This window comes from Veillonella parvula, assembly GCF_040094895.1.
Lineage (GTDB): Bacteria > Bacillota > Negativicutes > Veillonellales > Veillonellaceae > Veillonella > Veillonella parvula_L.
In genome coordinates this window covers 279713-299660 of the sequence record NZ_JBBNGV010000001.1, presented here as the reverse complement: position 1 = coordinate 299660, position 19948 = coordinate 279713, and the positions used below count along the sequence as shown (strand labels likewise).

General features: G+C 38.3%; 19 protein-coding genes. All 19 read right to left on the bottom strand.

Annotated features, from left to right (window positions below):
• Positions 1–10: 10 nt before the first annotated feature.
• Entirely contained in the window at positions 11–1120 is a 1110-nt protein-coding gene (gene murG, locus AAAT26_RS01350; RefSeq protein WP_004696212.1) for an undecaprenyldiphospho-muramoylpentapeptide beta-N-acetylglucosaminyltransferase, read from the bottom strand.
• Positions 1120–2490: a UDP-N-acetylmuramoyl-L-alanine--D-glutamate ligase gene (murD, locus tag AAAT26_RS01345; protein ID WP_195395121.1), complete on the bottom strand. Its 1371-nt coding sequence runs from the start codon at positions 2488–2490 to the stop codon at positions 1120–1122. Before murD ends, murG begins: the two co-directional genes overlap by 1 nt.
• Before the next feature lie 83 nt (positions 2491–2573).
• Positions 2574–3560: a phospho-N-acetylmuramoyl-pentapeptide-transferase gene (gene mraY, locus AAAT26_RS01340; RefSeq protein WP_008601232.1), complete on the bottom strand. Its 987-nt coding sequence runs from the start codon at positions 3558–3560 to the stop codon at positions 2574–2576.
• Positions 3561–3616: 56 nt separating this feature from the next.
• On the bottom strand, positions 3617–4975 hold the full coding sequence (locus AAAT26_RS01335; protein ID WP_349208770.1) for a UDP-N-acetylmuramoyl-tripeptide--D-alanyl-D-alanine ligase: 1359 nt from the start codon (positions 4973–4975) through the stop codon (positions 3617–3619).
• A 1-nt stretch (position 4976) separates the two neighbouring features.
• Positions 4977–6461 (bottom strand): UDP-N-acetylmuramoyl-L-alanyl-D-glutamate--2,6-diaminopimelate ligase, encoded by a 1485-nt coding sequence (locus tag AAAT26_RS01330; RefSeq protein WP_349208769.1) that lies wholly within the window; start codon positions 6459–6461, stop codon positions 4977–4979.
• Positions 6462–6516: 55 nt separating this feature from the next.
• The gene (ftsL, locus tag AAAT26_RS01325; protein ID WP_004697156.1) at positions 6517–6921 is read right to left on the bottom strand and encodes a cell division protein FtsL; all 405 of its coding nucleotides are present in this window, start codon (positions 6919–6921) and stop codon (positions 6517–6519) included.
• Between the two features lie 21 nt (positions 6922–6942).
• Positions 6943–7875, bottom strand: coding sequence for a 16S rRNA (cytosine(1402)-N(4))-methyltransferase RsmH (gene rsmH, locus AAAT26_RS01320; RefSeq protein WP_004696226.1), 933 nt, complete (start codon positions 7873–7875; stop codon positions 6943–6945).
• A 9-nt stretch (positions 7876–7884) separates the two neighbouring features.
• Positions 7885–8316 (bottom strand): division/cell wall cluster transcriptional repressor MraZ, encoded by a 432-nt coding sequence (gene mraZ / locus AAAT26_RS01315; protein WP_004696227.1) that lies wholly within the window; start codon positions 8314–8316, stop codon positions 7885–7887.
• Positions 8317–8719: 403 nt separating this feature from the next.
• Positions 8720–9040, bottom strand: a complete 321-nt coding sequence (trxA, locus tag AAAT26_RS01310; protein ID WP_004696229.1) for a thioredoxin — start codon at positions 9038–9040, stop codon at positions 8720–8722.
• A 9-nt stretch (positions 9041–9049) separates the two neighbouring features.
• Positions 9050–9424, bottom strand: coding sequence for a CoA-binding protein (locus AAAT26_RS01305; protein WP_021148278.1), 375 nt, complete (start codon positions 9422–9424; stop codon positions 9050–9052).
• Positions 9425–9556: 132 nt separating this feature from the next.
• Positions 9557–10531: a tRNA glutamyl-Q(34) synthetase GluQRS gene (gluQRS, locus tag AAAT26_RS01300; RefSeq protein ID WP_008601245.1), complete on the bottom strand. Its 975-nt coding sequence runs from the start codon at positions 10529–10531 to the stop codon at positions 9557–9559.
• An 80-nt stretch (positions 10532–10611) separates the two neighbouring features.
• Entirely contained in the window at positions 10612–13521 is a 2910-nt protein-coding gene (locus AAAT26_RS01295; protein ID WP_349208768.1) for an insulinase family protein, read from the bottom strand.
• Positions 13522–13661: 140 nt separating this feature from the next.
• Positions 13662–13979: a hypothetical protein gene (locus AAAT26_RS01290; protein ID WP_004696238.1), complete on the bottom strand. Its 318-nt coding sequence runs from the start codon at positions 13977–13979 to the stop codon at positions 13662–13664.
• 7 nt (positions 13980–13986) lie between these two features.
• Positions 13987–15216, bottom strand: a complete 1230-nt coding sequence (locus tag AAAT26_RS01285; RefSeq protein ID WP_004696945.1) for an aspartate kinase — start codon at positions 15214–15216, stop codon at positions 13987–13989.
• 319 nt (positions 15217–15535) lie between these two features.
• The gene (locus AAAT26_RS01280; protein WP_004696242.1) at positions 15536–15925 is read right to left on the bottom strand and encodes a class II SORL domain-containing protein; all 390 of its coding nucleotides are present in this window, start codon (positions 15923–15925) and stop codon (positions 15536–15538) included.
• A 139-nt stretch (positions 15926–16064) separates the two neighbouring features.
• A complete protein-coding gene (gene cobO / locus AAAT26_RS01275) occupies positions 16065–16607 on the bottom strand; it encodes a cob(I)yrinic acid a,c-diamide adenosyltransferase (protein WP_349208767.1) in 543 nt (180 codons plus the stop codon).
• Between the two features lie 171 nt (positions 16608–16778).
• Positions 16779–18155: a cobyrinic acid a,c-diamide synthase CobB gene (locus tag AAAT26_RS01270; protein WP_287529054.1), complete on the bottom strand. Its 1377-nt coding sequence runs from the start codon at positions 18153–18155 to the stop codon at positions 16779–16781.
• Positions 18156–18184: 29 nt separating this feature from the next.
• A complete protein-coding gene (gene cobI, locus AAAT26_RS01265) occupies positions 18185–18892 on the bottom strand; it encodes a precorrin-2 C(20)-methyltransferase (protein WP_012864519.1) in 708 nt (235 codons plus the stop codon).
• An 86-nt stretch (positions 18893–18978) separates the two neighbouring features.
• Complete coding sequence (locus tag AAAT26_RS01260) at positions 18979–19833, bottom strand: sirohydrochlorin cobaltochelatase (protein ID WP_349208766.1); 855 nt, start codon at positions 19831–19833, stop codon at positions 18979–18981.
• Between the last annotated feature and the right edge of the window lie 115 nt (positions 19834–19948).

The window sequence follows — 19948 nt, the reverse complement described above, 5'->3', positions numbered from 1 at the left end:
CCTCTCCTTGTTACTTTGCAATAGATAAAGCTAATTTTGCAATATCATGAGCCGCATTCGGTTTCCCCAATTGCAATGCTCGGTCTCCCATTTGTGCCAACAAATCACGGTTGGCCATAAACATCTCGATTTCCCCTATTAAATCGTGAGCACTCAACATTTTATCTACAATCATATGAGCCGCCCCTTCTTGTACAAAGATACGTGCATTATAGGTTTGATGATCTTCCGCTGCGTATGGATACGGTATCAATACGGATGGAATACCGCGAACTGCTAATTCTGCAAGACCTATAGCACCAGATCTAAATACTGCTAAATCGGCTGCTGCTAGTGCTTTTGGCATATCATGTAAATACGGCAAAATCAAAGATGAACTACCTAAACCATCCCCATCTGTAATACCCAATTGGGATAAAACAGATTCATATTCTCCGTTTCCCGTAATATGGATTAATTTAATACCTTTCACACCTTGGAAGTGTTTATGTACATCTATCATAGCATTGTTAATAGTTCTCGCCCCTCGAGAACCTCCAGCTATGAGTACTGTAAAAGTATCATCACTTAAGTTGAAATAGTTACGTCCCTCTGTTCTCGAATCAACTAGCACATCTGGACGAACAGGATTCCCTGTATAGACTACGCGCTTTGCTTTAGAAAACGATGCTTCTGCATCCTTATAGCCTAGGGCTACCACATCAACAAAACGGCTCAGAATTTTATTAGTAATACCTGCTATAACATTCTGTTCTTGAATTATAGTAGGAATATTATGTAATGCTGCAGCCAAGAGAACAGGCCCACATACATAACCACCAGTACCAATAACCACATCAGGTTTAAACTTACAAACTATAGCATTAGCTTTTACAATGCCTAAAGCAGTTTTACCTAATGTAACTAATGTACCTAACGATAATTGACGCTGCAAGCCTTGCACAGGAATCGTAGTAAACTCTATCCCCTCTTTAGGAACTAATGTAGCCTCGAGACCTTGCTTGGTACCAACATATAACACCTTTGCATCAGGATTTTGTTTCATAATTTCCTTATATATAGTTATTGCTGGATATATATGTCCACCAGTGCCACCACCTGAAATAATAACACGTTTCATTAATGGTGTCCTCCCTCTTGCAACATATGAACACAACGTTTAAAGTCATCTCCACGCTCTTCAAAACAGCTGTACCAATCAAAGCTTGAGCAAGCCGGAGATAATAGCACAATATCGCCAGTCTCTGCCAATTTATAGCCTTGTTCTACGGCTTCTTTCATGGATAAAGCACGATAAATCGGCTTCACACCAGCCTCTTTTGCAGCCGTCTCAAAACGATCTGCTGCTTCCCCCATGAAAATAACAGCTTTAGTCTTCTCCTTAACTAACTCCATGAAGTCTTCTAAAGGCGTCATTTTATCATGACCACCAGCTAATAGAATAACTTGTTGATCAAAGGATTCTAATGCTTTAACCACAGAATCTACATTAGTCGCTTTAGAATCATTATAAAATGTAATACCATCAATCGTCTTAACGCGTTCTAAACGATGTTCAACGCCATGGAACTCACTAATAATACGATGAATTGTTTCTACAGGTACGCCCAATGCATGAGATAAAGCAATAACGGTCAATATGTTTTCAATATTATGACTGCCTGGAATATGAATGTCTTCATTTCCAATAACAAATTTTGCTACCCCATCTTTAGCAATATAACATTGCCCATCAGCATAATAAGCGCCATTCTCTACGGCTTTTTTTTGACTAATTTTTAGAATATGACTAGGCGAACGATGTTCCATATCAGCTACAACGGGATCATCTATATTCAACACTAAATAATCTGTACTTAATTGATTTTCAAAGATGCGTTCCTTCGCAGCAATATAGTTTTCCATCGTCTTATGACGAGCTAAGTGATCTGGAGTAATATTGAGCATAATAGCCCCAATAGGCCTAAAATACTTGATTGTCTCTAATTGATAACTAGATAATTCAGCTACCAAAAAACCGCCTGCAGGCATAGAATACGCCACTTCACTAAGGGAATCCCCAATATTTCCACCGACGTGAACTGGTTTTCCAGAGCCTTCTAGTACTTTAGTTAATAAGGTTGTTGTCGTAGTCTTACCATTTGTACCAGTAACAGCTACGATAGGTGATTTAGATACTTCATAAGCTAATTCTACTTCACTGACCACGTCAATACCACGGGCATGTGCTGCTTTTACAATCGGAATGTCTAAAGAAATACCTGGAGAAATAACGATACGATCCACGCCATCTAGCAAGGATTCATCTTGATGTCCTGTAATAATATTTACCCCTGCCGCAACGAGTCGTTTCTCCTCAGCCGTAGGCAGTGTCATAGGCTTATAATCATTTAACACAACATGCGCACCCACTTGGGCTAATACCCAAGATGCACCTATACCGCTAGCTCCAGCGCCAAGAACAAGTATATGTTTATCTCCATATTCCATCTATATCACCTAAATTATTTATAAAATTAATGTATCCTATCTAATAAGCATACCATTATTTACAACTTCCGTTAAGTATTATCTTATAAAGTTATAGTCGCTAAAAGTACACCAATAATGGCTAAAACAGCGCCACCAAACCAGAAACGATTAACAACTGTTTGTTCTGCCCATCCGGAAAGTTCAAAATGGTGATGAATAGGACTCATCTTAAATACACGCACACCACGTGTTTTGAAAGAAATAACTTGAATAATAACAGATAATGCTTCCATAACAAAAATGCCACCAATCACCACAAGTAGCAATTCTGTTTTAGTTAAAATAGCCATTGCTGCAAAGGCACCACCTAATGCCAAAGAGCCTGTATCCCCCATGAACACTTTTGCAGGGTTCACATTATATACCAAAAAGCCAAGACATACAGCTGCTATTATAGCGCCGAAGTACGCAACACTTTCAGCACCAATAGAATTTGTCATCGATGCAGCCATCAAACCAATAACAGAGAATGCTATCGCCGCCACTGCTGATGTACCACCAGCAAGACCATCAAGACCATCTGTTAAATTTACTGCATTTGTAGCTCCTACAATAATCAAAAATGCCAATACATAATAACCCCATCCCAATTGTAATTGTGTATCTACAACAGGAATCCATAATGTGGTAGGAACAACCATAATCTCAGTAATGCAATAACAGAATACGGCAGCCAATATAAATTGGCCAAGTAATTTTTGCTTCGCTGTTAAACCAAGATTGCGTTTTTTTACAGCTTTTACAAAATCATCAAAAAAACCTAATAAACAATGACCCAGTGTTAAGAATAATAACATTCCTGTGCCCACATTCCATGGTGCAAACAATGCCACGCCAATAATAAGGGCCACCATCATGAAAGCACCACCCATTGTTGGCGTACCGGCTTTTGCTTGATGACTTTCAGGGCCTTCTTCACGAATACTTTGTTGTGCGTGCAAAGAACGCAACATAGGAATAGCAATTTTACCTAGCACTACCGTAATGATGAAAGTCGCTACGAAGGCTAATAGAATGTGATTTATCATATGAATCCTCTACTTATTAATAAATAGGACGGCTAGATATAACTAGCCGTTACCTATTATTCTCGATCCTTTAATTCTTCAACAACGCGCTCCATTCGTAAACCACGAGAACCTTTCACAAGGATAACATCCCCTTTTTCACGAATATCACTATATGCGTTGGCCATTTCTAAATGGCTGTTACAACGGAATGTAATTAAACCTGCTTTTTTTGATTCCTTTGCAATGAAGGCAGCAGCATCACCAAAGGTGAATACAACACTATAACCCTCTTCAGCAAGCAAATGACCGATTTCACGATGTGCTTCTTCAGAGAAGTCGCCGAGCTCGAGCATATCGCCTAGCATCGCAATTTTACGCTTACCTTCTAATTGACCAAGTGCTTTAATAGCTTCTGCCATGGATGACGGGTTTGCATTATAAGCATCATTTAAGATAACAATATCTTCAAATGGGACGATTTCTTGACGCATTGGAGTTCCACTAAACTCACTCAAACCTTTGCGAATTGTGTTAGATTTAATGCCTAGCACTCGACCTGCAACGATAGCCGCCAATGCATCATATACATTGTGTTCACCAATCATAGGCAAAAAGATATCAAAAACTTCATCATAACACTTACAAGTGAACTTAATACCGTCTTTTTTATAGCGCAGATGGCTACCAATACAAGTAGCATTCCGTTCAATACCATAGGTAATTGTTTTACCCTTAGCTAAACGATCCATAGCTTTTACATATGGATCATCTTCATTAAGGATAGCCACACTATTTTCAGGCAAGCAACGAATCAACTCACCTTTCGCTTCAGCAATGGCTTCGCGAGAACCTAAAAGCTCGATATGACTAGTACCAACATTAGTAATAATCCCCATCGTTGGTTCTGCAATCAAGGCCAATTCTTCGATTTGTCCGAGCCCACGCATACCCATTTCAACAACACAGGCTTCATGCTCAGCGGTCAAACGTAACAAGGTTTTTGGCAAGCCAATTTCATTATTAAAATTTTTCTCAGTTTTTAATACATTAAATTCTGTGCCAAGTACGGCTGCCACCATTTCTTTTGTCGTTGTCTTACCAGAGGAACCAGTAATAGCAACTACAGGAATATCAAAGCGGCGACGATGATATCGTGCTAAGTTTTGATATGCTACCAAAGTATTGTCTACCTCGATGCAAACAATACCTTCTACAGAACGTCCTTTTTCAACGATAGCCCCTGTAGCACCTTTTTCGATAGCCGCATTGATAAAATCATGGCCATCAAAGGTATCACCTTTTAAGGCTACAAATAAAAAGCCTGATTCAATAGTTCTTGTATCAGTAGACACATCTAAAAACTTAATATTATCGGTATGTGCACTCGTCCCCTTTGTGGCCTCCAGTACTTGAGACAATGTAAATTCTGCCATATTAGATCTCCTTGAGGGCTGCTCGCGCCTCTTCACGATCATCAAAATGGATCGTTTTATCCTTTAAGATTTGGTAATCCTCATGCCCCTTACCTGCAATGAGTACAATATCCCCAGGTTTTGCATGTTGTATTGCATGTTGAATCGCTTCCCTACGATCAACGATAACTTCATAGTGAGTTCCTTCTCGAAGGCCGTCTTTAACGCCGACTTCCACATCTTTAACAATTTGTACAGGATCCTCTGTACGCGGATTATCAGATGTAACATACACAACATCACCGTATTGTGCTGCAATACGTCCCATAATAGGACGTTTGGTTGCATCTCGGTCACCGCCACAGCCAAAGACTACAATAATACGATTTTCTTGAACAGCCTTTGCTGTTTGTAAAATATTTTCTAACCCATCTGGTGTATGTGCATAGTCTACAACAACAGCAAATGGTTGACCTTCTTCAATCAATTCAAAACGACCAGGTACAGCACTAAATGTTTTCAACGCTTTATCGATGTCTTCCATGGAAATACCTTCTAATAGGCAGGCACCAATAGCTGCTAATGTATTATACACATTAAACAAGCCAGTCGTATTCATTGCAACTGTATAATCATGACCATCATAAGATACAGTATAACGGCTAGACTTTGGCGTCATATCTACGTCATGAGCATTCAATGTGCCGCTACCATTAATACTATAGGTAATGATAGGGGCTGTAGTTTTTTCAACAACCCGATGCCCATAGGCATCATCGATATTGATAACAGCACCCTTACCAGATTTTATTTGGTTTGGTTTGCTAACCTGTTCAAATAGTTTACATTTAGCTGCCAAGTAATTTTCAAATGTTTTGTGAAAGTCTAAATGATCTTGTGTAAGATTTGTGAATACAGCCGTATCATACTCAACACCAGATACGCGTCCTAAAGCCAACGCATGAGAAGATACTTCCATTACACAATGTGTAACACCCTCTTCTACCATTTGATGCAAAATATGTTGTAAATCTACTACGTCAGGAGTCGTATTATGAATCGGATATGATGTATCACCAATCATGATATGAACAGTACCAATCACACCGACCTTATGACCTTGAGCTTTCAAAATATGGCGAATCATATGAGTTGTAGTCGTTTTACCATTAGTACCAGTGACACCAATCATGCGCATGGAATTGGCTGGATAATCAAAAAAGTATGGCACACAGGCCATCATAGCCGCACGTGTATCTTCAACAGTGATAACACAAACATCACTACTTATCTCAACAGGTTTAGATACTAATACAGCTACTGCCCCAGCCTCAACAGCTTTATTAACATAATCATGTCCATCGACAGTAGCACCATCTAAAGCAATAAATAAACTACCTGCTTTTACAGCACGAGAATCAGCGGTAACATCTAAAATTTTAACAGCTGTATTACCTTCTACATGCGGTGCATGTAAGGCTTTTACTATATCTTGTAAGTGTTTCATATACAATCTCCTTTACACGCAAAGGAAAGCAGCCCAATACGAGCTGCTTCGCCTGCTAGTCTATAATTTGCTGTTTCTCTTGTACATTACGTTCAGTAACAGCGCTTTTTGTGCTATAAACAAAAGAATCAGGCAAAACCATTCCTAGTTGTTCTTCTGCGATTTGTTGGATACGTACAGGAGACTTCAAGGAAGCCACTTCAACGTCCAATGCATCGTTATCTTTTGTTAATTGTACTACAGCTTGCTGTGTTTTAACTACCTCATAGCCCAACTTTGTACTGTATGCATTCATAACCATCATGATAAGTAAGCATGCAACTAATGCAGCAATACCATATACAACTTGCCACATCATAGGGCTTAAATCTAAAGCTACGTTTGCACTACGTCTTCTCCCTTGTGCAATGACCAACATATCACCTTTTACTTGGCCCACAACAGCCTTTCTCGCTAACATAACACTTAACCCCTTCCAAATCTACAACTTTACTGCTACGCGCAATTTAGCGCTTCTAGCTCTCGGATTAACTTCAATCTCCCCTATACTTGGCTCTATAGCCTTATTCTTTGCCTTTACAACTGCCTTGTGATTACAAACACACACAGGCAATTGTGGAGGACATATACATGCAGTACTTAACTCTTTAAAAGTTTGCTTTGTAATTCGATCTTCCAAGGAGTGGAATGTAATAACTCCAATCTTTCCCTTTGGTTTTAACATCGATACAGCATCTACAAAACTATCATGCAAAATTGCTAACTCTCTATTTACTTCAATACGTATGGCCTGAAACGTCCGTTTTGCCGGATGAGGTCCATCTTGTCGCGCCTTTGCAGGTATTGCATTCTTAATAATTCTAACTAACTCGCCAGTAGTAGTAATTCTTTTTTCTTGACGTGCTTCAACAATAAACTCGACAATTCTTTTAGCCCATCGTTCTTCCCCATAATCGCGGATAATTTGTAGTAATTGTTCACTGTCATATTCATTGACAATTTCCTCTGCCGTGAGAGGTGCATCTTTATCCATTCGCATATCAAGAGGTCCATCATTCATATATGAAAAACCTCGTTCAGGAGTATCTAGTTGATAGCTGGATACACCAAGATCAAATATAAAACCATCGACTTCATAAATGCCCGCATTTTGGAGGGCTTCTTTTAAGTTAGAAAAGTTTGTAGGTATTGTTAACACCTGACATTTCAAATCAGATAAACGCTGTCGAGCTACACTCAAAGCATCTTCATCCTGATCTAAACCTATAATCATGCCTTCTGGATCTAGCATCTCGCCCACTGCATGAGCATGTCCTGCCCCACCAAGGGTACAGTCCACATAAATGCCTTTTGGATTAGTTACGACGGAGTCCACCGTTTCACGTAAGAGTACGCTAGTATGATTAAATTCCATCATAGCCTCCTATAACATAATCCCTTCAAGCCCTTCGACTAATTCTTCCATACTCTCAGCCACTTGCTCATCATAGAAATCGTATTTTTCACGGCTCCAAATTTCAACGTGGTCTCCAGCACCTACAATAACAGCCTGTTTATCAAGGCTTGCATATTCACGTAATGGTACAGGAATGAGGACACGACCTTGTTTATCATATTCAAGTTCAGCGGCACTACCAAAAACAAAACGTTTTAAAGCACGCACGCTAGCTTTAGTGGAGGATTGTGATTGTAAAGCTGTAGAAATTTTTTTCCATGCCTCTTCGGTGTAAATAGCCAAGCAGTTATCTAGGCCTTTTGTAACGATGCACAAATCGCCTAGTTGTTCACGTATTTTAGCAGGTATAATCATCCGCCCTTTTGTATCAATGGTGTGATTATATTCGCCCATGAACATATGTATCACCGCCCTTTACTATTTCTTATCCACCACTATATGGTAAATTCTACCACAATTCCCCACCTTTCACAATAAAAAATCTATTTTTATCCCACTTTTTTATATTTTTCTTGTTTAATCTCTATTTTTCTCCTCTTTTCTACAATACATATGTTCGATTAAATATTCAAAAATAAACAATTTAAACCACTCTCCACCACAATTGCATAATACCAATCCTTAAATGGACATAAACCCCACTTTTAGATGTATTATGTTTAGGAACTCAATGTATTATGTTTAGTAACGCATAAACGTTAAATATATTTAGGTCTATATTAAAAAAGCAAAAAAACCTCATCAATGTACAACACATACATTGATGAGGTTTTCCTCTATTTATATGATTTTAATTATAGTATTAGAATTTAGATTCGATAGCCGCTTGAAGATCGCCTTTAGGCAAGAAACCAATTTTACGGTCTACTACTTCACCATCTTTTAGAATAACGAATGTAGGCAATACTTCAACTTGTAAGTTACGTGCTAATTCTGGTTCTTCATCAGCATTTACTTTTACAAAGTTAGCTTTACCTTCAAGCTCACCTGCAATTTCTTCAATGATTGGCATCATACGTACGCAATAACCGCACCATGGAGCCCAGAAGTCAACAACAGTAACACCACCTTGGTTTACTAAATCTTGATATTCAGCAGTTTTTAAATCTTTTAATTCGCTCATTGTACCCTCCTACGGTAATTGAACTAATACACAATCTTGAATGACATGCAGATCTAAAGCATGTGCTTTTTCAACAACAGATGGTTTATCCGCCCCCGGTTGCAACCACACAACAGAAATGCCAAGTTCTTTGCATTCATCAAGTGCAGCTAACCCCGCTGCTTCAGGTACAACAAAATCTACCACAGCAGGCACAACGGGAAGTGCAGAAAGACTAGAGTAACAAGTGTCTCCATCTATTTCTGCAATATTAGGATTGACTGGATATACTTCATATCCGTGATCTTTAAGACATTTATAAATCTTATAACCGAACTTCTCGGTTTTATGGGTAGCTCCAATAACGGCCCATACTTTTTGATCTAAAGCTTGTTGAATTGTCATTTCGACCACCTCTTATATACTATTATAAATAAATATCGAATATTGTCAATATATTATATCGAATTATATAGTTAAAGAATTATTCTCTTTTAGCAAACATCCTATAACATAAATCAATACTATTTTACTACTCTATTCTTTAATTTGTATCTCAATCGTTTTCTGACTAAGACTAGGTACATTTAAATCAATCTCAATTAATTCAGATAAACTAATTTCTCTACGACTTAATGTATGAGCCTCAACTACCCCCCCTACAATAGCCAGCTCACCTAAAATTCTATTAGGAGACCATTGATTTTCACGTAATTCACGAATAGTAATACTCTTTTGTCGCTTAGATAATCTATGCCCTTCAGAATCAATTAATAATGGAGCATGCCCATAAGAAGGTAGTTGTATATTTTTAGATTTGAAACTGGTTTGTAATGTTCTATATAAATATATTTGCTGCCCTGTAGTCTCTAGTAAATCGTCTCCACGAATGACCTCTGTTATCCCCATAGCAATATCATCCAGTACAACAGCTAAATTATAGGCATACATACCGTCACCACGACGCAATACATAATCATCTAATTCACCTTCCAAATGAATATGTTGAAAGCCTTGCCAACGATCTACGAAATCTATATCACAGGAATTAACGGCTAAACGTAAAGATGGTTCCTTAGACATCATAAACTCTTTTATCAATTTATCCTCTAGATGGCGGCAATGACCATCATATCGATGTACTACCTCTCCTACATGGGGCGCCGAAGCAATAGAATGCAATCTTGTGCGATTACAAAAGCAAGGATAAATTAGTTTTTCTGATGCAAGATTTTCTAATACGTCTCCATAATATGTTTGTCGTTCACTTTGCCAATATGTTGCTTCTGGACCACCAACGCGAGGTCCTTCATCCCATTCAAATCCTAGCCACTCTAAATCATCTAATAGAGCTTCCCCTAACTCACGTTTAGAGCGTTGGATGTCTATATCCTCCATTCGCACAACATACTGCCCTTTTTGTTGCTTCGTAGAAATATAAGATAAGAGGGCTATCCATACATTTCCGAGATGGATATATCCTGTGGGGCTTGGAGCAAATCGTCCTTTCATGATGCTCTCCTACAGTACAAAACAAGTGGCATATCCCGTAAACTTACACAGAATATGCCACTATAAATGATATAAAACGATTATCCTAGAGAAATAATGTTATCGAATACCTTACCAGCGTCTTTAATTTTTTGTTCATTCCCCATTGTACAAATATGATTGTCCTTCAATACTGGTTCTACCACATCTGCTAAAGCAACGATATCCTCTGGCTTACAAGCGATAACTTGTTTACGAAACTCTACCTTATCCTCTAGTTTAGCACCGCTAAAATACATTCCCATCGCACGTGGACCACGCAACGCAGGAGTCATAGGCAAGTCCAAGGAGCTCATAGTACCGATAATATATTTACGCATCTCACGATCAGTCAACGTAAACTCACGAAGGTATTGAGGTAATTCTTTATATACATTTAATGTTTCTACCAAGTTTGGATCGCGATAGCTACAGAAAATCATATTACCATCGTCATAGAAGTTTGCAAAGGCACCGTAAGCACCGCCTTGTACACGAATACGAATCCATAGATACTCATAGCGTAAAATCGTTTCCAATACACTCATTGGGCCTACGTGTTTATACCCATGGTCTATAAAGTTACCACCTTGAGCTACGTATTGAACTTTACCAGCTGTAACGATACCATCATTACCAGACAAACGCGTAATTTTTAATGTATCATTACTTAAGTCAGTAGTATCCCAGGTTTCAATCAATGGTTTCATGAGATGTTCAAAGGCTTCTAATTCGCCTTCTTCACCAACGAACATGATATCCACATTATTAGCACGGAAAATCTTACGAGCCACATCAGCTAATTTTTCAGGCAATAATGGTAATGCCGCAGGATTAGAAGCCAATTCGCTAATCTTTTGATAGTAACCAAAGTTACCATTATCTCTAAATTTACCAACTGCAGATACTTGTGCCATAACACGTTGACTTACAATGGAGTTGCCACGACGAAACGCTTCATTATCCCAAATAGCTTTGCTTTCTTGAACAAGTTCGGTCAAGCGTCTATGGTCACTATAATCTGCTTTTTGTACTACTTCGTTAATCAAACGGCATAAGTCAGGTAATTTAGAATGCAAAGCTTTAGCTCGAACAATCATGAGAGGCGTAAATTCATCACGCTTACCATCTTTGCTAATAGCCGTAATATCTGAGCTTAAACCACCAAGATTCATATTGATATCTTTCGCCAATGCTTCGTAGCCACGTTCAGATGTGTTGATACGACCGATAATATCACTTAGAATATCGGCATAGAACAACTCATCTTCTGTAAGACAACTTAAATTAAAGTAAAGACCTACATAGTTGATGCCTTTTGTGAAAGTAGGTACAAAATGTACTGTAGTATTGCCAATTTTACTTTCACGACGTTCTACTTCTTCAATATTAGGATTTAAATCTGATAATTCAAGCAATGGAATCGACGCTAATGCTTCGTCGCTATCTGGAGCCTCTTGACGAAGTTTAAGTCGTTTTGTTTGCTCTACAATCGCTTCGATTTCTTCTGGAGTCATCTTAGCTTTTACAGAAGCTAAATATTCTTTAACCTCTGCATCCTTGCGCTCTTGAAGACCACGTTCAGGATAAATAGAAATAAGCACTTTATGATTGTTATTTAAGATAGATTGACGAATTAAATCTTCAAAGTACGTACCGGATAAGCCCTTGCGAATATTCACTAATGCTTCTTCGTAGTGTAATAACTCAAGTGGGTCATTGTCATATAGCCAATTATCCATCATACGGATAACATAAGCAAGACCAATTGGTCGACCACCAAAGTCGCTTTCACGAAGAGCAAACTCAATGCTATTCAAGGAAGCTTCTAATAATTCTTTATCTAAACCGTTATCACAAAGTTCTTGCAATGTAGATTCCACAATACGCTGCAAGTCAGCTTGTTTATCGAGATTAGAACCAGTTGCTTGCACGGTCCACAAAGGTTGACGAATGCTATCAAGATAATAACCACTCACATCAGAGCCGATACCGGCTTTCACCAAAGCCTGTTTAAGAGGAGCCGCAGGAGATGTCAACAATACATGTGTTAATACCTCAAAAGCCAAGCTATGCTCAGGAGTTACATCAGGTAACACATAGGCAAAGGAATGTAAAGTTCGGTTGTCTGTTGGCTCTTCAGAACCTACGCTATATGGATAACTTACCACTTTACCTTCCGTAAATGGCGTTTGTATACCAACCTCTGTATTAACCGCAATAGCATCAAAATGACTTAAGTACTCATCATTCAAGAATGCCAATTGCTCTTCAATATTCATATCACCATAAAGGAAGATATAACTATTGGACGGATGATAATGAACTCGATAGAACTCTTGGAACTCTTTATAAGTTAAGTCTGTAATATGGTCAGGATCTCCACCAGAATCAACACCATAAGTGGTGTCTGGGAAAAGTTCACGCATCATTTGGCGCTCTAAAACGGAATCCGGAGAGGAATAAACACCCTTCATCTCATTGAAGACAACGCCTTTATAGGTAAGTTCATCGTCCGCACTATCTAACTCATAATGCCAACCTTCTTGCATCACGATTTCCGCATCTTCACGAACGCGTGGATAGAATACAGCATCAAGATATACGTCCATCAAGTTGTGGAAGTCTTTATCATTCTTGCTGGCTACAGGATACATTGTTTTATCAGGGTAGGTCATAGCGTTTAAGAACGTGTTTAAAGACCCCTTAACAAGCTCAACAAATGGCTCTTTTAAAGGAAACTTACGAGAACCACATAAAACGGAATGTTCCATAATATGTGCTACACCAGTACTATTATGTGGTGTTGTTCTAAAAGCGATATTGAATACTTTATTAGAATCTGGCGAATCAATATAAATTAAACGTGCACCAGACTTTTCATGTTTCATTTCATAAGCGGTACCATTGATCTCATCAATGCGCTCAATACGGTCAAGGCGAAAGCCAGAATAAACCTTATTTATTTCCATGCTGTCCCTTCTTTCTATACTAATATAATGATTTCTCTCTGAATAATTTATTATATCATATCGATGACTCTATATATAGATGTTAAGAATAATTATCGAATTATAAAACCCCATAGGCAAGTATTCCCATGGGGTTCATATTATTTATTATGTTGCATCTGCCACTTTTGATTGCGACGCAAGGTTAATAAGCCTTCTAACACGGCTTCGAATTGTATAAAACTCAATGTATATGGTTGATACATATCTGGTACAACCTTGTAAGTAATAGTAACCTCAGACTTATCGTAATCATAGAAGATACCATGTAAATTACTCATTGTTGTGTAACCAGTTTGAGCTTGTTCCAATGTTGGAATAGGCTGATTTTTTAGATTTCCTAGTAGATCGCTAATGAAACCTTCCTTACGACCTTGGTCATTGAGCATTTCATCCATAAAACTACGTAGACTATCCATGCAGTGATTAACCTCGTTGATCTAACAATAAGCCATTATGAATTACACGAACAGCATCTTTTACGCGATCTTCAGCAACAAGGCAAGAAATACTAATTTCAGAAGTAGAAATGATTTCAATATTGATACCTTCTTGGCTCAAGATATCAAACATTTGCGCAGCTACACCAGGTTGTCCTAACATACCTGCACCAATAATGGAAACTTTAGCCATTTTTTCATCAATATTAACAGCTTCAATATCTACTGCTTTTTGTAATTCTTCTAATACTTCTCGAGCTAATACCACATCATCCATAGCTACTGTAAAGATAAGATCAGTTTTTGGTTCTCCTACGGAACGGATAGATTGAACAATCATATCTACGTCAACGTTTCTGGCAGCTAATGCTTTGAATACAGTCGCTGCAACGCCTGGTTTATTTTCAACGCCTACAAGGGCTACTTTTGCTGTATTTGTATCATCAGCTACGCCAGTAATTACGTGTTTATTTGCTTCCACAGTATAATCCTCCCGAATAATAGTACCTGGTTTATCACTAAATGTAGAACGTACATGAATAGGTACACCATAACGGAAACCCATTTCTACGGCACGCGGTTGCATTACACCGGCACCAAGGCGTGCCATTTCAAGCATTTCGCCATACGTTACTTCTTCTAATTTGAAAGCTTCCTTCGCCACGCGAGGATCTGTAGAATATACGCCGTCTACATCCGTAAAAATCTCACATACATCCGCTTTCATAGCACCTGCCAATGCAACAGCTGTTGTATCAGAGCCACCACGGCCTAATGTCACCATATCACCATATTCAGTTATACCTTGGAAACCAGCAACTACTACAATTTTACCTTCATCCAAAGCTTCAAACACACGATTAGGATCAACGCCCAAAATGCGACCTTTATTAAACGTATCACTACTTGTAATACCTGCTTGATCACCTGTTAAGGATACAGATTCCTGACCACGTTCGTTAAAAGCCATTGCCATCAAAGCAATTGTTACTTGTTCACCGGTAGACAACAAGCGGTCCATTTCACGACCATACGGCTTGGATGTAACTTGTTTAGCTAAGGCCACCAAGTCATCAGTTGTATCACCCATAGCAGATACAACAAGAACAATTTTATCGTCAGCTTGCTTCTCACGAAGAACGCGATCAACAATATTAAATATTTTTTCTGGTGTAGCTACGGAACTACCACCAAATTTTTTAACGATTAAGGCCACAATAATCCCTCATTTAACTATGTTTACTAAATATCAATATGCATATACTTTACCACAAACAAATAGCACTGTAAAGGGATGTATAGCAATTAATCCACTGGAGTGATACAAAACTCCTTTTTATGCGGACATTAAAAATCAAATAATATGTCTATAATATTATGAATATGCATTAAACAATCCTAACATGTATTAGCCATAATGCCATTAAATATCTACTATTAAAAGTTTAACTTTGCCTCATTATTAAACTATGTGAACACATAGATATACAAAAAGACCAGCCCTAGGGCTGGTCTTTATTAGTTGTTTTAGTTAATTAAGCAACTACGATATCTTTTTCGGATTCCCACAAGCCATGGATATTGCAGTAAGAAACAGCGATCAATTTACCGGATTTTTTCAAAGCTACTGCTAAAGTACCTTCAGAAACTGCTGCTACAGGACCTTCGTTTGCAGTTGCACCGTCACCATGAACGTTGAACTCGATAGCGCCAACTTCGAATGGTAATTGAGTGCCCTCAGCTACGAAGTACAATTTAATCCAATCAATGTGATGTTCTACAGTGTTTGGATGTGCAATGTCTTTACCTACGGATAAAGTAACGTGGAATGTTTCACCTGCTTTTACAGTGTCAACTGTTTCGATAACAGGAACGTGTTTTTCAGTAGCGAAATCGCCAGATTTAATGTAATCATGTACAGCCATAGTTAACCTCCTGGTTAGTCTTATATACATACTTAATGTCAAGAATATTGAGCACCTCTGTGCTTATGACTATATTATACATTTTCGATATAGTTTTAGCAAGTTCTTTTTCGATTTTTTTCGATTTTTTTGAATTAAATCAAAATTCTATGCCCTTAGCCGCTTTTATGCCCTTTTCATAAGCATGCTTTACTACCGTCATTTCTGTTACAGTATCCGCCATATCAATGATTTCAGGTTTAGCATAACGCCCCGTCAAAACAACATGAAGTCTTTTTGGCTTATTTTTAAGCATTTCCACTACAGAATGCACATCGATAAGCTCATAATTAATGGCATTATTTATTTCATCCATAACAATTAGATCCCATTTGTCGGAGTTTACTTCCTCTACTAATGTACGCCAAGCGGCTTGTGCTGCTTCTTTGTGGCGAGCAAGCTCAGCTTCCCCTACTTCATCCCGTTTATAGTAAATAAAACCTTTTCCCATAGAGCGAATTTCAACTTGATCACCTAGTTTAGCGAGACCTGCTAATTCACCATAGCCATTACCGCTCTTAATAAATTGTAATATAAGAACCTTAAAACCTTGTCCAACAGCACGCAAAACAACACCTAAAGCAGCTGTTGTTTTACCTTTACCATTGCCTGTATTAACTAGAATTAAACCTCGTTCATTCATAATAGCTCCTTTAATACGAACCTGCCCCTTAGAACTAACTATTCCCAATCAATAACATCTCACTAGTACTTAGCTATGTAATCGCAACAATACTTATGAATGTATTTACGATAATACTTATAAATGTAATTGCGATAATACTTAATGATATAAACCGATTAAATACATCAATTACTTTTGAGCTTTATAAGTAGCACATGTATCAACAAAGTGTTGTGCCCCTTCATCAGAGCCAGCAAAGTTCAAATGTAAGTAAGAAGCTAATACATTTTTTGTTGCATAGCCGCCGTCATACGATTGAGGTTTACGGCCTCCTTCTAAATGAAAAGCCCATGGGAAGTCATCTATAGTTGGCTCCATTGTAGAGAAATGAAACTCATGACCACGAATAGCTGTATTCATAGCGCCTAATAAAGTATCTCTCTTTGCAGTTGCTGTAACATAGCCCACCTTTTGAAGCTTTTGTTGCATCACACAATTGGCAGGTACAATACCTACAGTTTTATATACAGAGCCTTCAAAGTCATGAATACTTTCACAAAGATACATAAGGCCACCACATTCGGCATAAATAGGCATACCTTGTGCATTAGCTTGGCGGATAGATTCCTTCATAGACTCATTACTAGATAACTGGAATAAAAACATTTCTGGGAAGCCACCACCGAATACAAGTCCGTCTACATCAGGAATTACCGAGTCATTAAGCGGACTAAAGTAAACAAGCTCAGCCCCTTTTTCCTCTAACGCAGCAAGACTAGCTGGATAGTAAAAAGAGAACGCCTCATCATAAGCTACACCGATTTTCACACGTTTTTCAATGGATTTAACATCTATAGCATCTGGTAGTTCAATAGTTGGTGCACCAGTAGCAATTTCCAATAATGCATCGAGATTTACCATCTTCTCAACAGCTTCTCGAATCGTATTAATTGCCTCTGTTGGATCGATTTCAGTAACTGGTGTAAGTCCTAAATGACGCTCTGGCGAATGCATACGATCATCACGATAAATGGCACCAATAACAGGTACGCCGATTTTATCCATCCCTTCACGAACCATACGCTCATGATTAGCAGAGCCTAAGCGGTTTAAGATAACACCGCCAAAGTTTACCTCTGGGTCATAATCACGGAAACCTTTTGCAATAGCAGCCGCACTTTCACCCATAGCCTTGCAATCAATAACGAGCACCACTGGTGCATTTAACTGTTTAGCAATTTGAGCTGTAGAGCTAACACCTTCTCGCCCACCATCATAAAGGCCCATAACACCTTCAATAATGGCAAGGTCTACATCGTGCGCCATAGTAGCAAAGAAAGGATTTAATTTATGAGGTGGCACAAGCCACGTATCTAAATTATAACTGTCACGGCCGGATGCAATTTTATGAAAGCCCGGATCAATATAATCCGGGCCCACTTTAAAGGATTGCACCGTACGTCCACCATTTGCATAAGCGGCCAATAAGCCCGCTACGATAGTTGTTTTACCAACACCAGAATTAGTGCCAGCAATGACAACACGTGGAATCTGTACTGTGTTCATAGATATTACCTCGTAATACGATGTGTTTGTTAACGATCCTTGCGTTTTGCAAGAATTGTAGATAAGTAGTTGAGTTTAGTATCTTTTGGCATATTATCTAAACCTACGAATACTTGCTCATCAGGCAAGCCTACACGGCTAATCATAACCGCATCATCTGCCATATTATGTTTAATCAAGGTTTCTTGTACTTCATCAAAGTTTTTATATACCTTCATGATAACTGCATCATCTGCAACAGCTAATACAGCATCGATTTTTTCTTTAGGCGCTGTAGCTGGAACGATGGCCAATACCTCTTCCTTCTCTACAATTGGATAGCCAAGGTGAGATCCGATAGCACAGAATGCAGTCACACCAGGAATTGTTTCAATTTCATGACCTGTATTTTCAATCAAACGATATACATACATATATGTACTATAGAACATCGGGTCACCCAATGTTAAGAATACAACACTTTTACCTTCATCTAAGTAAGACAAGATAACGCGTTTAGCCTCTTGCCAGCCTTCCTCTTGCGTAGAATCATCCAACACCATTGGGAATACAACGGGAACGATTTCTGTATGTTCTTGTATATATGGGGATGCAATATCAAGGGCTACGGAACCATCTTTCTTTTCTGTTTTAGGTGTGATAATAATATCTGCTTCACCTACGATGCGAGCAGCTTTCACAGTCATCAATTCAGAATCGCCAGGGCCTACGCCAATACCATATAATTTACCTTTCATGGGTATCTCCTCTTCTTATAGCTACACTCTATTTATAATTGCAATATCTTTTATTATAACTAATTTATGCAATATATACAAAGACACTATTTAATATTTGGTATTGTAGGACGATGAGCACTACGTTTGCCATACAAATCATCGATACAATCTTGTAAATGCTGACGGAAAATATCTTGAATTACTTCGTACTCACCTAAACCAGCATTGATTGGTTTAACCTCATAACCTGCTTCAGCGAGTTCATTCACTATACTATCCTCTTCATCGCCAAAAAGATCATTTTGCGCATGATCACCAAGGACTAATAATAATGGATGTACATAAATTGTTTTTGGACGTTTACCATCAAGCCATTCCCAAGGCATTGCTACATCTGACACATATGGTGCGTTTTCAAGTACAGCAATACGCACATTCGTAAGTCCATTACGGATTAGCTTAAACTGTAAATTACCATATGAAGAATTGCCAGAACCAAGACCTCCATGACCGACCAATAACAAACCATCATCTTTGGAAATATTAAGAGATTTAATGAAATGGTCAATCAAGATTTGGTAATCATCTGGGTGCTCTTCTTGTCCCATATAGTATACGAGAGGTCTACCTACACGTAATACTTCGAGTTGTCCTTCCCCTTCATGAGCAAGGATATTATTTTTCAATTTATCGAACTCTTCACCACCGGTGAAATGAAGTGGCTGCACATATACATGTGTATAACCTTCTCGAATTAGTTTTTCTAACGCCCCTTGTTCAGTAGGAATCTCAATACCACGCTCACGTAAGCGCTTAACGATGATACGAGAGGAAAAAGCTAATTCTACAGTATAATCCGGATACGATTTACGAATATGTTCTACTACGGAATCGATATTATGTTCACGAGCACTGTCCACAGTGGATCCAAAGGCAACAACTAAAATAGCTTGTTTCATGAATGTCTCCTTATATTAACTAATAATGTATCTTAATCATACCATAGACCATTCTATAGGGGCATACCGTGGTACGTATAAAATAGAAATTATTCTTATCTTTCATGGTAAAAGT

Bases quoted from the DNA above. Each gene is read 5' to 3' on its own strand.
- AAAT26_RS01280 (WP_004696242.1), bottom strand. From the start codon at position 15,925: ATGGCTGTACATGATTACATTAAATCTGGCGATTTCGCTACTGAAAAA.
- cobO (WP_349208767.1), bottom strand. From the start codon at position 16,607: ATGAATGAACGAGGTTTAATTCTAGTTAATACAGGCAATGGTAAAGGT.
- rsmH (WP_004696226.1), bottom strand. From the start codon at position 7,875: ATGGAATTTAATCATACTAGCGTACTCTTACGTGAAACGGTGGACTCC.
- AAAT26_RS01290 (WP_004696238.1), bottom strand. From the start codon at position 13,979: ATGGATAGTCTACGTAGTTTTATGGATGAAATGCTCAATGACCAAGGT.
- gluQRS (WP_008601245.1), bottom strand. From the start codon at position 10,531: ATGAAAGGACGATTTGCTCCAAGCCCCACAGGATATATCCATCTCGGA.
- AAAT26_RS01295 (WP_349208768.1), bottom strand. From the start codon at position 13,521: ATGGAAATAAATAAGGTTTATTCTGGCTTTCGCCTTGACCGTATTGAG.
- ftsL (WP_004697156.1), bottom strand. From the start codon at position 6,921: ATGTTAGCGAGAAAGGCTGTTGTGGGCCAAGTAAAAGGTGATATGTTG.
- murG (WP_004696212.1), bottom strand. From the start codon at position 1,120: ATGAAACGTGTTATTATTTCAGGTGGTGGCACTGGTGGACATATATAT.
- mraY (WP_008601232.1), bottom strand. From the start codon at position 3,560: ATGATAAATCACATTCTATTAGCCTTCGTAGCGACTTTCATCATTACG.
- cobI (WP_012864519.1), bottom strand. From the start codon at position 18,892: ATGAAAGGTAAATTATATGGTATTGGCGTAGGCCCTGGCGATTCTGAA.
- murD (WP_195395121.1), bottom strand. From the start codon at position 2,490: ATGGAATATGGAGATAAACATATACTTGTTCTTGGCGCTGGAGCTAGC.
- AAAT26_RS01335 (WP_349208770.1), bottom strand. From the start codon at position 4,975: ATGGCAGAATTTACATTGTCTCAAGTACTGGAGGCCACAAAGGGGACG.
- mraZ (WP_004696227.1), bottom strand. From the start codon at position 8,316: ATGTTCATGGGCGAATATAATCACACCATTGATACAAAAGGGCGGATG.
- AAAT26_RS01330 (WP_349208769.1), bottom strand. From the start codon at position 6,461: ATGAAACACTTACAAGATATAGTAAAAGCCTTACATGCACCGCATGTA.
- AAAT26_RS01305 (WP_021148278.1), bottom strand. From the start codon at position 9,424: ATGACAATTCAACAAGCTTTAGATCAAAAAGTATGGGCCGTTATTGGA.
- AAAT26_RS01270 (WP_287529054.1), bottom strand. From the start codon at position 18,155: ATGAACACAGTACAGATTCCACGTGTTGTCATTGCTGGCACTAATTCT.
- trxA (WP_004696229.1), bottom strand. From the start codon at position 9,040: ATGAGCGAATTAAAAGATTTAAAAACTGCTGAATATCAAGATTTAGTA.
- AAAT26_RS01260 (WP_349208766.1), bottom strand. From the start codon at position 19,833: ATGAAACAAGCTATTTTAGTTGTTGCCTTTGGATCCACTGTGGACAGT.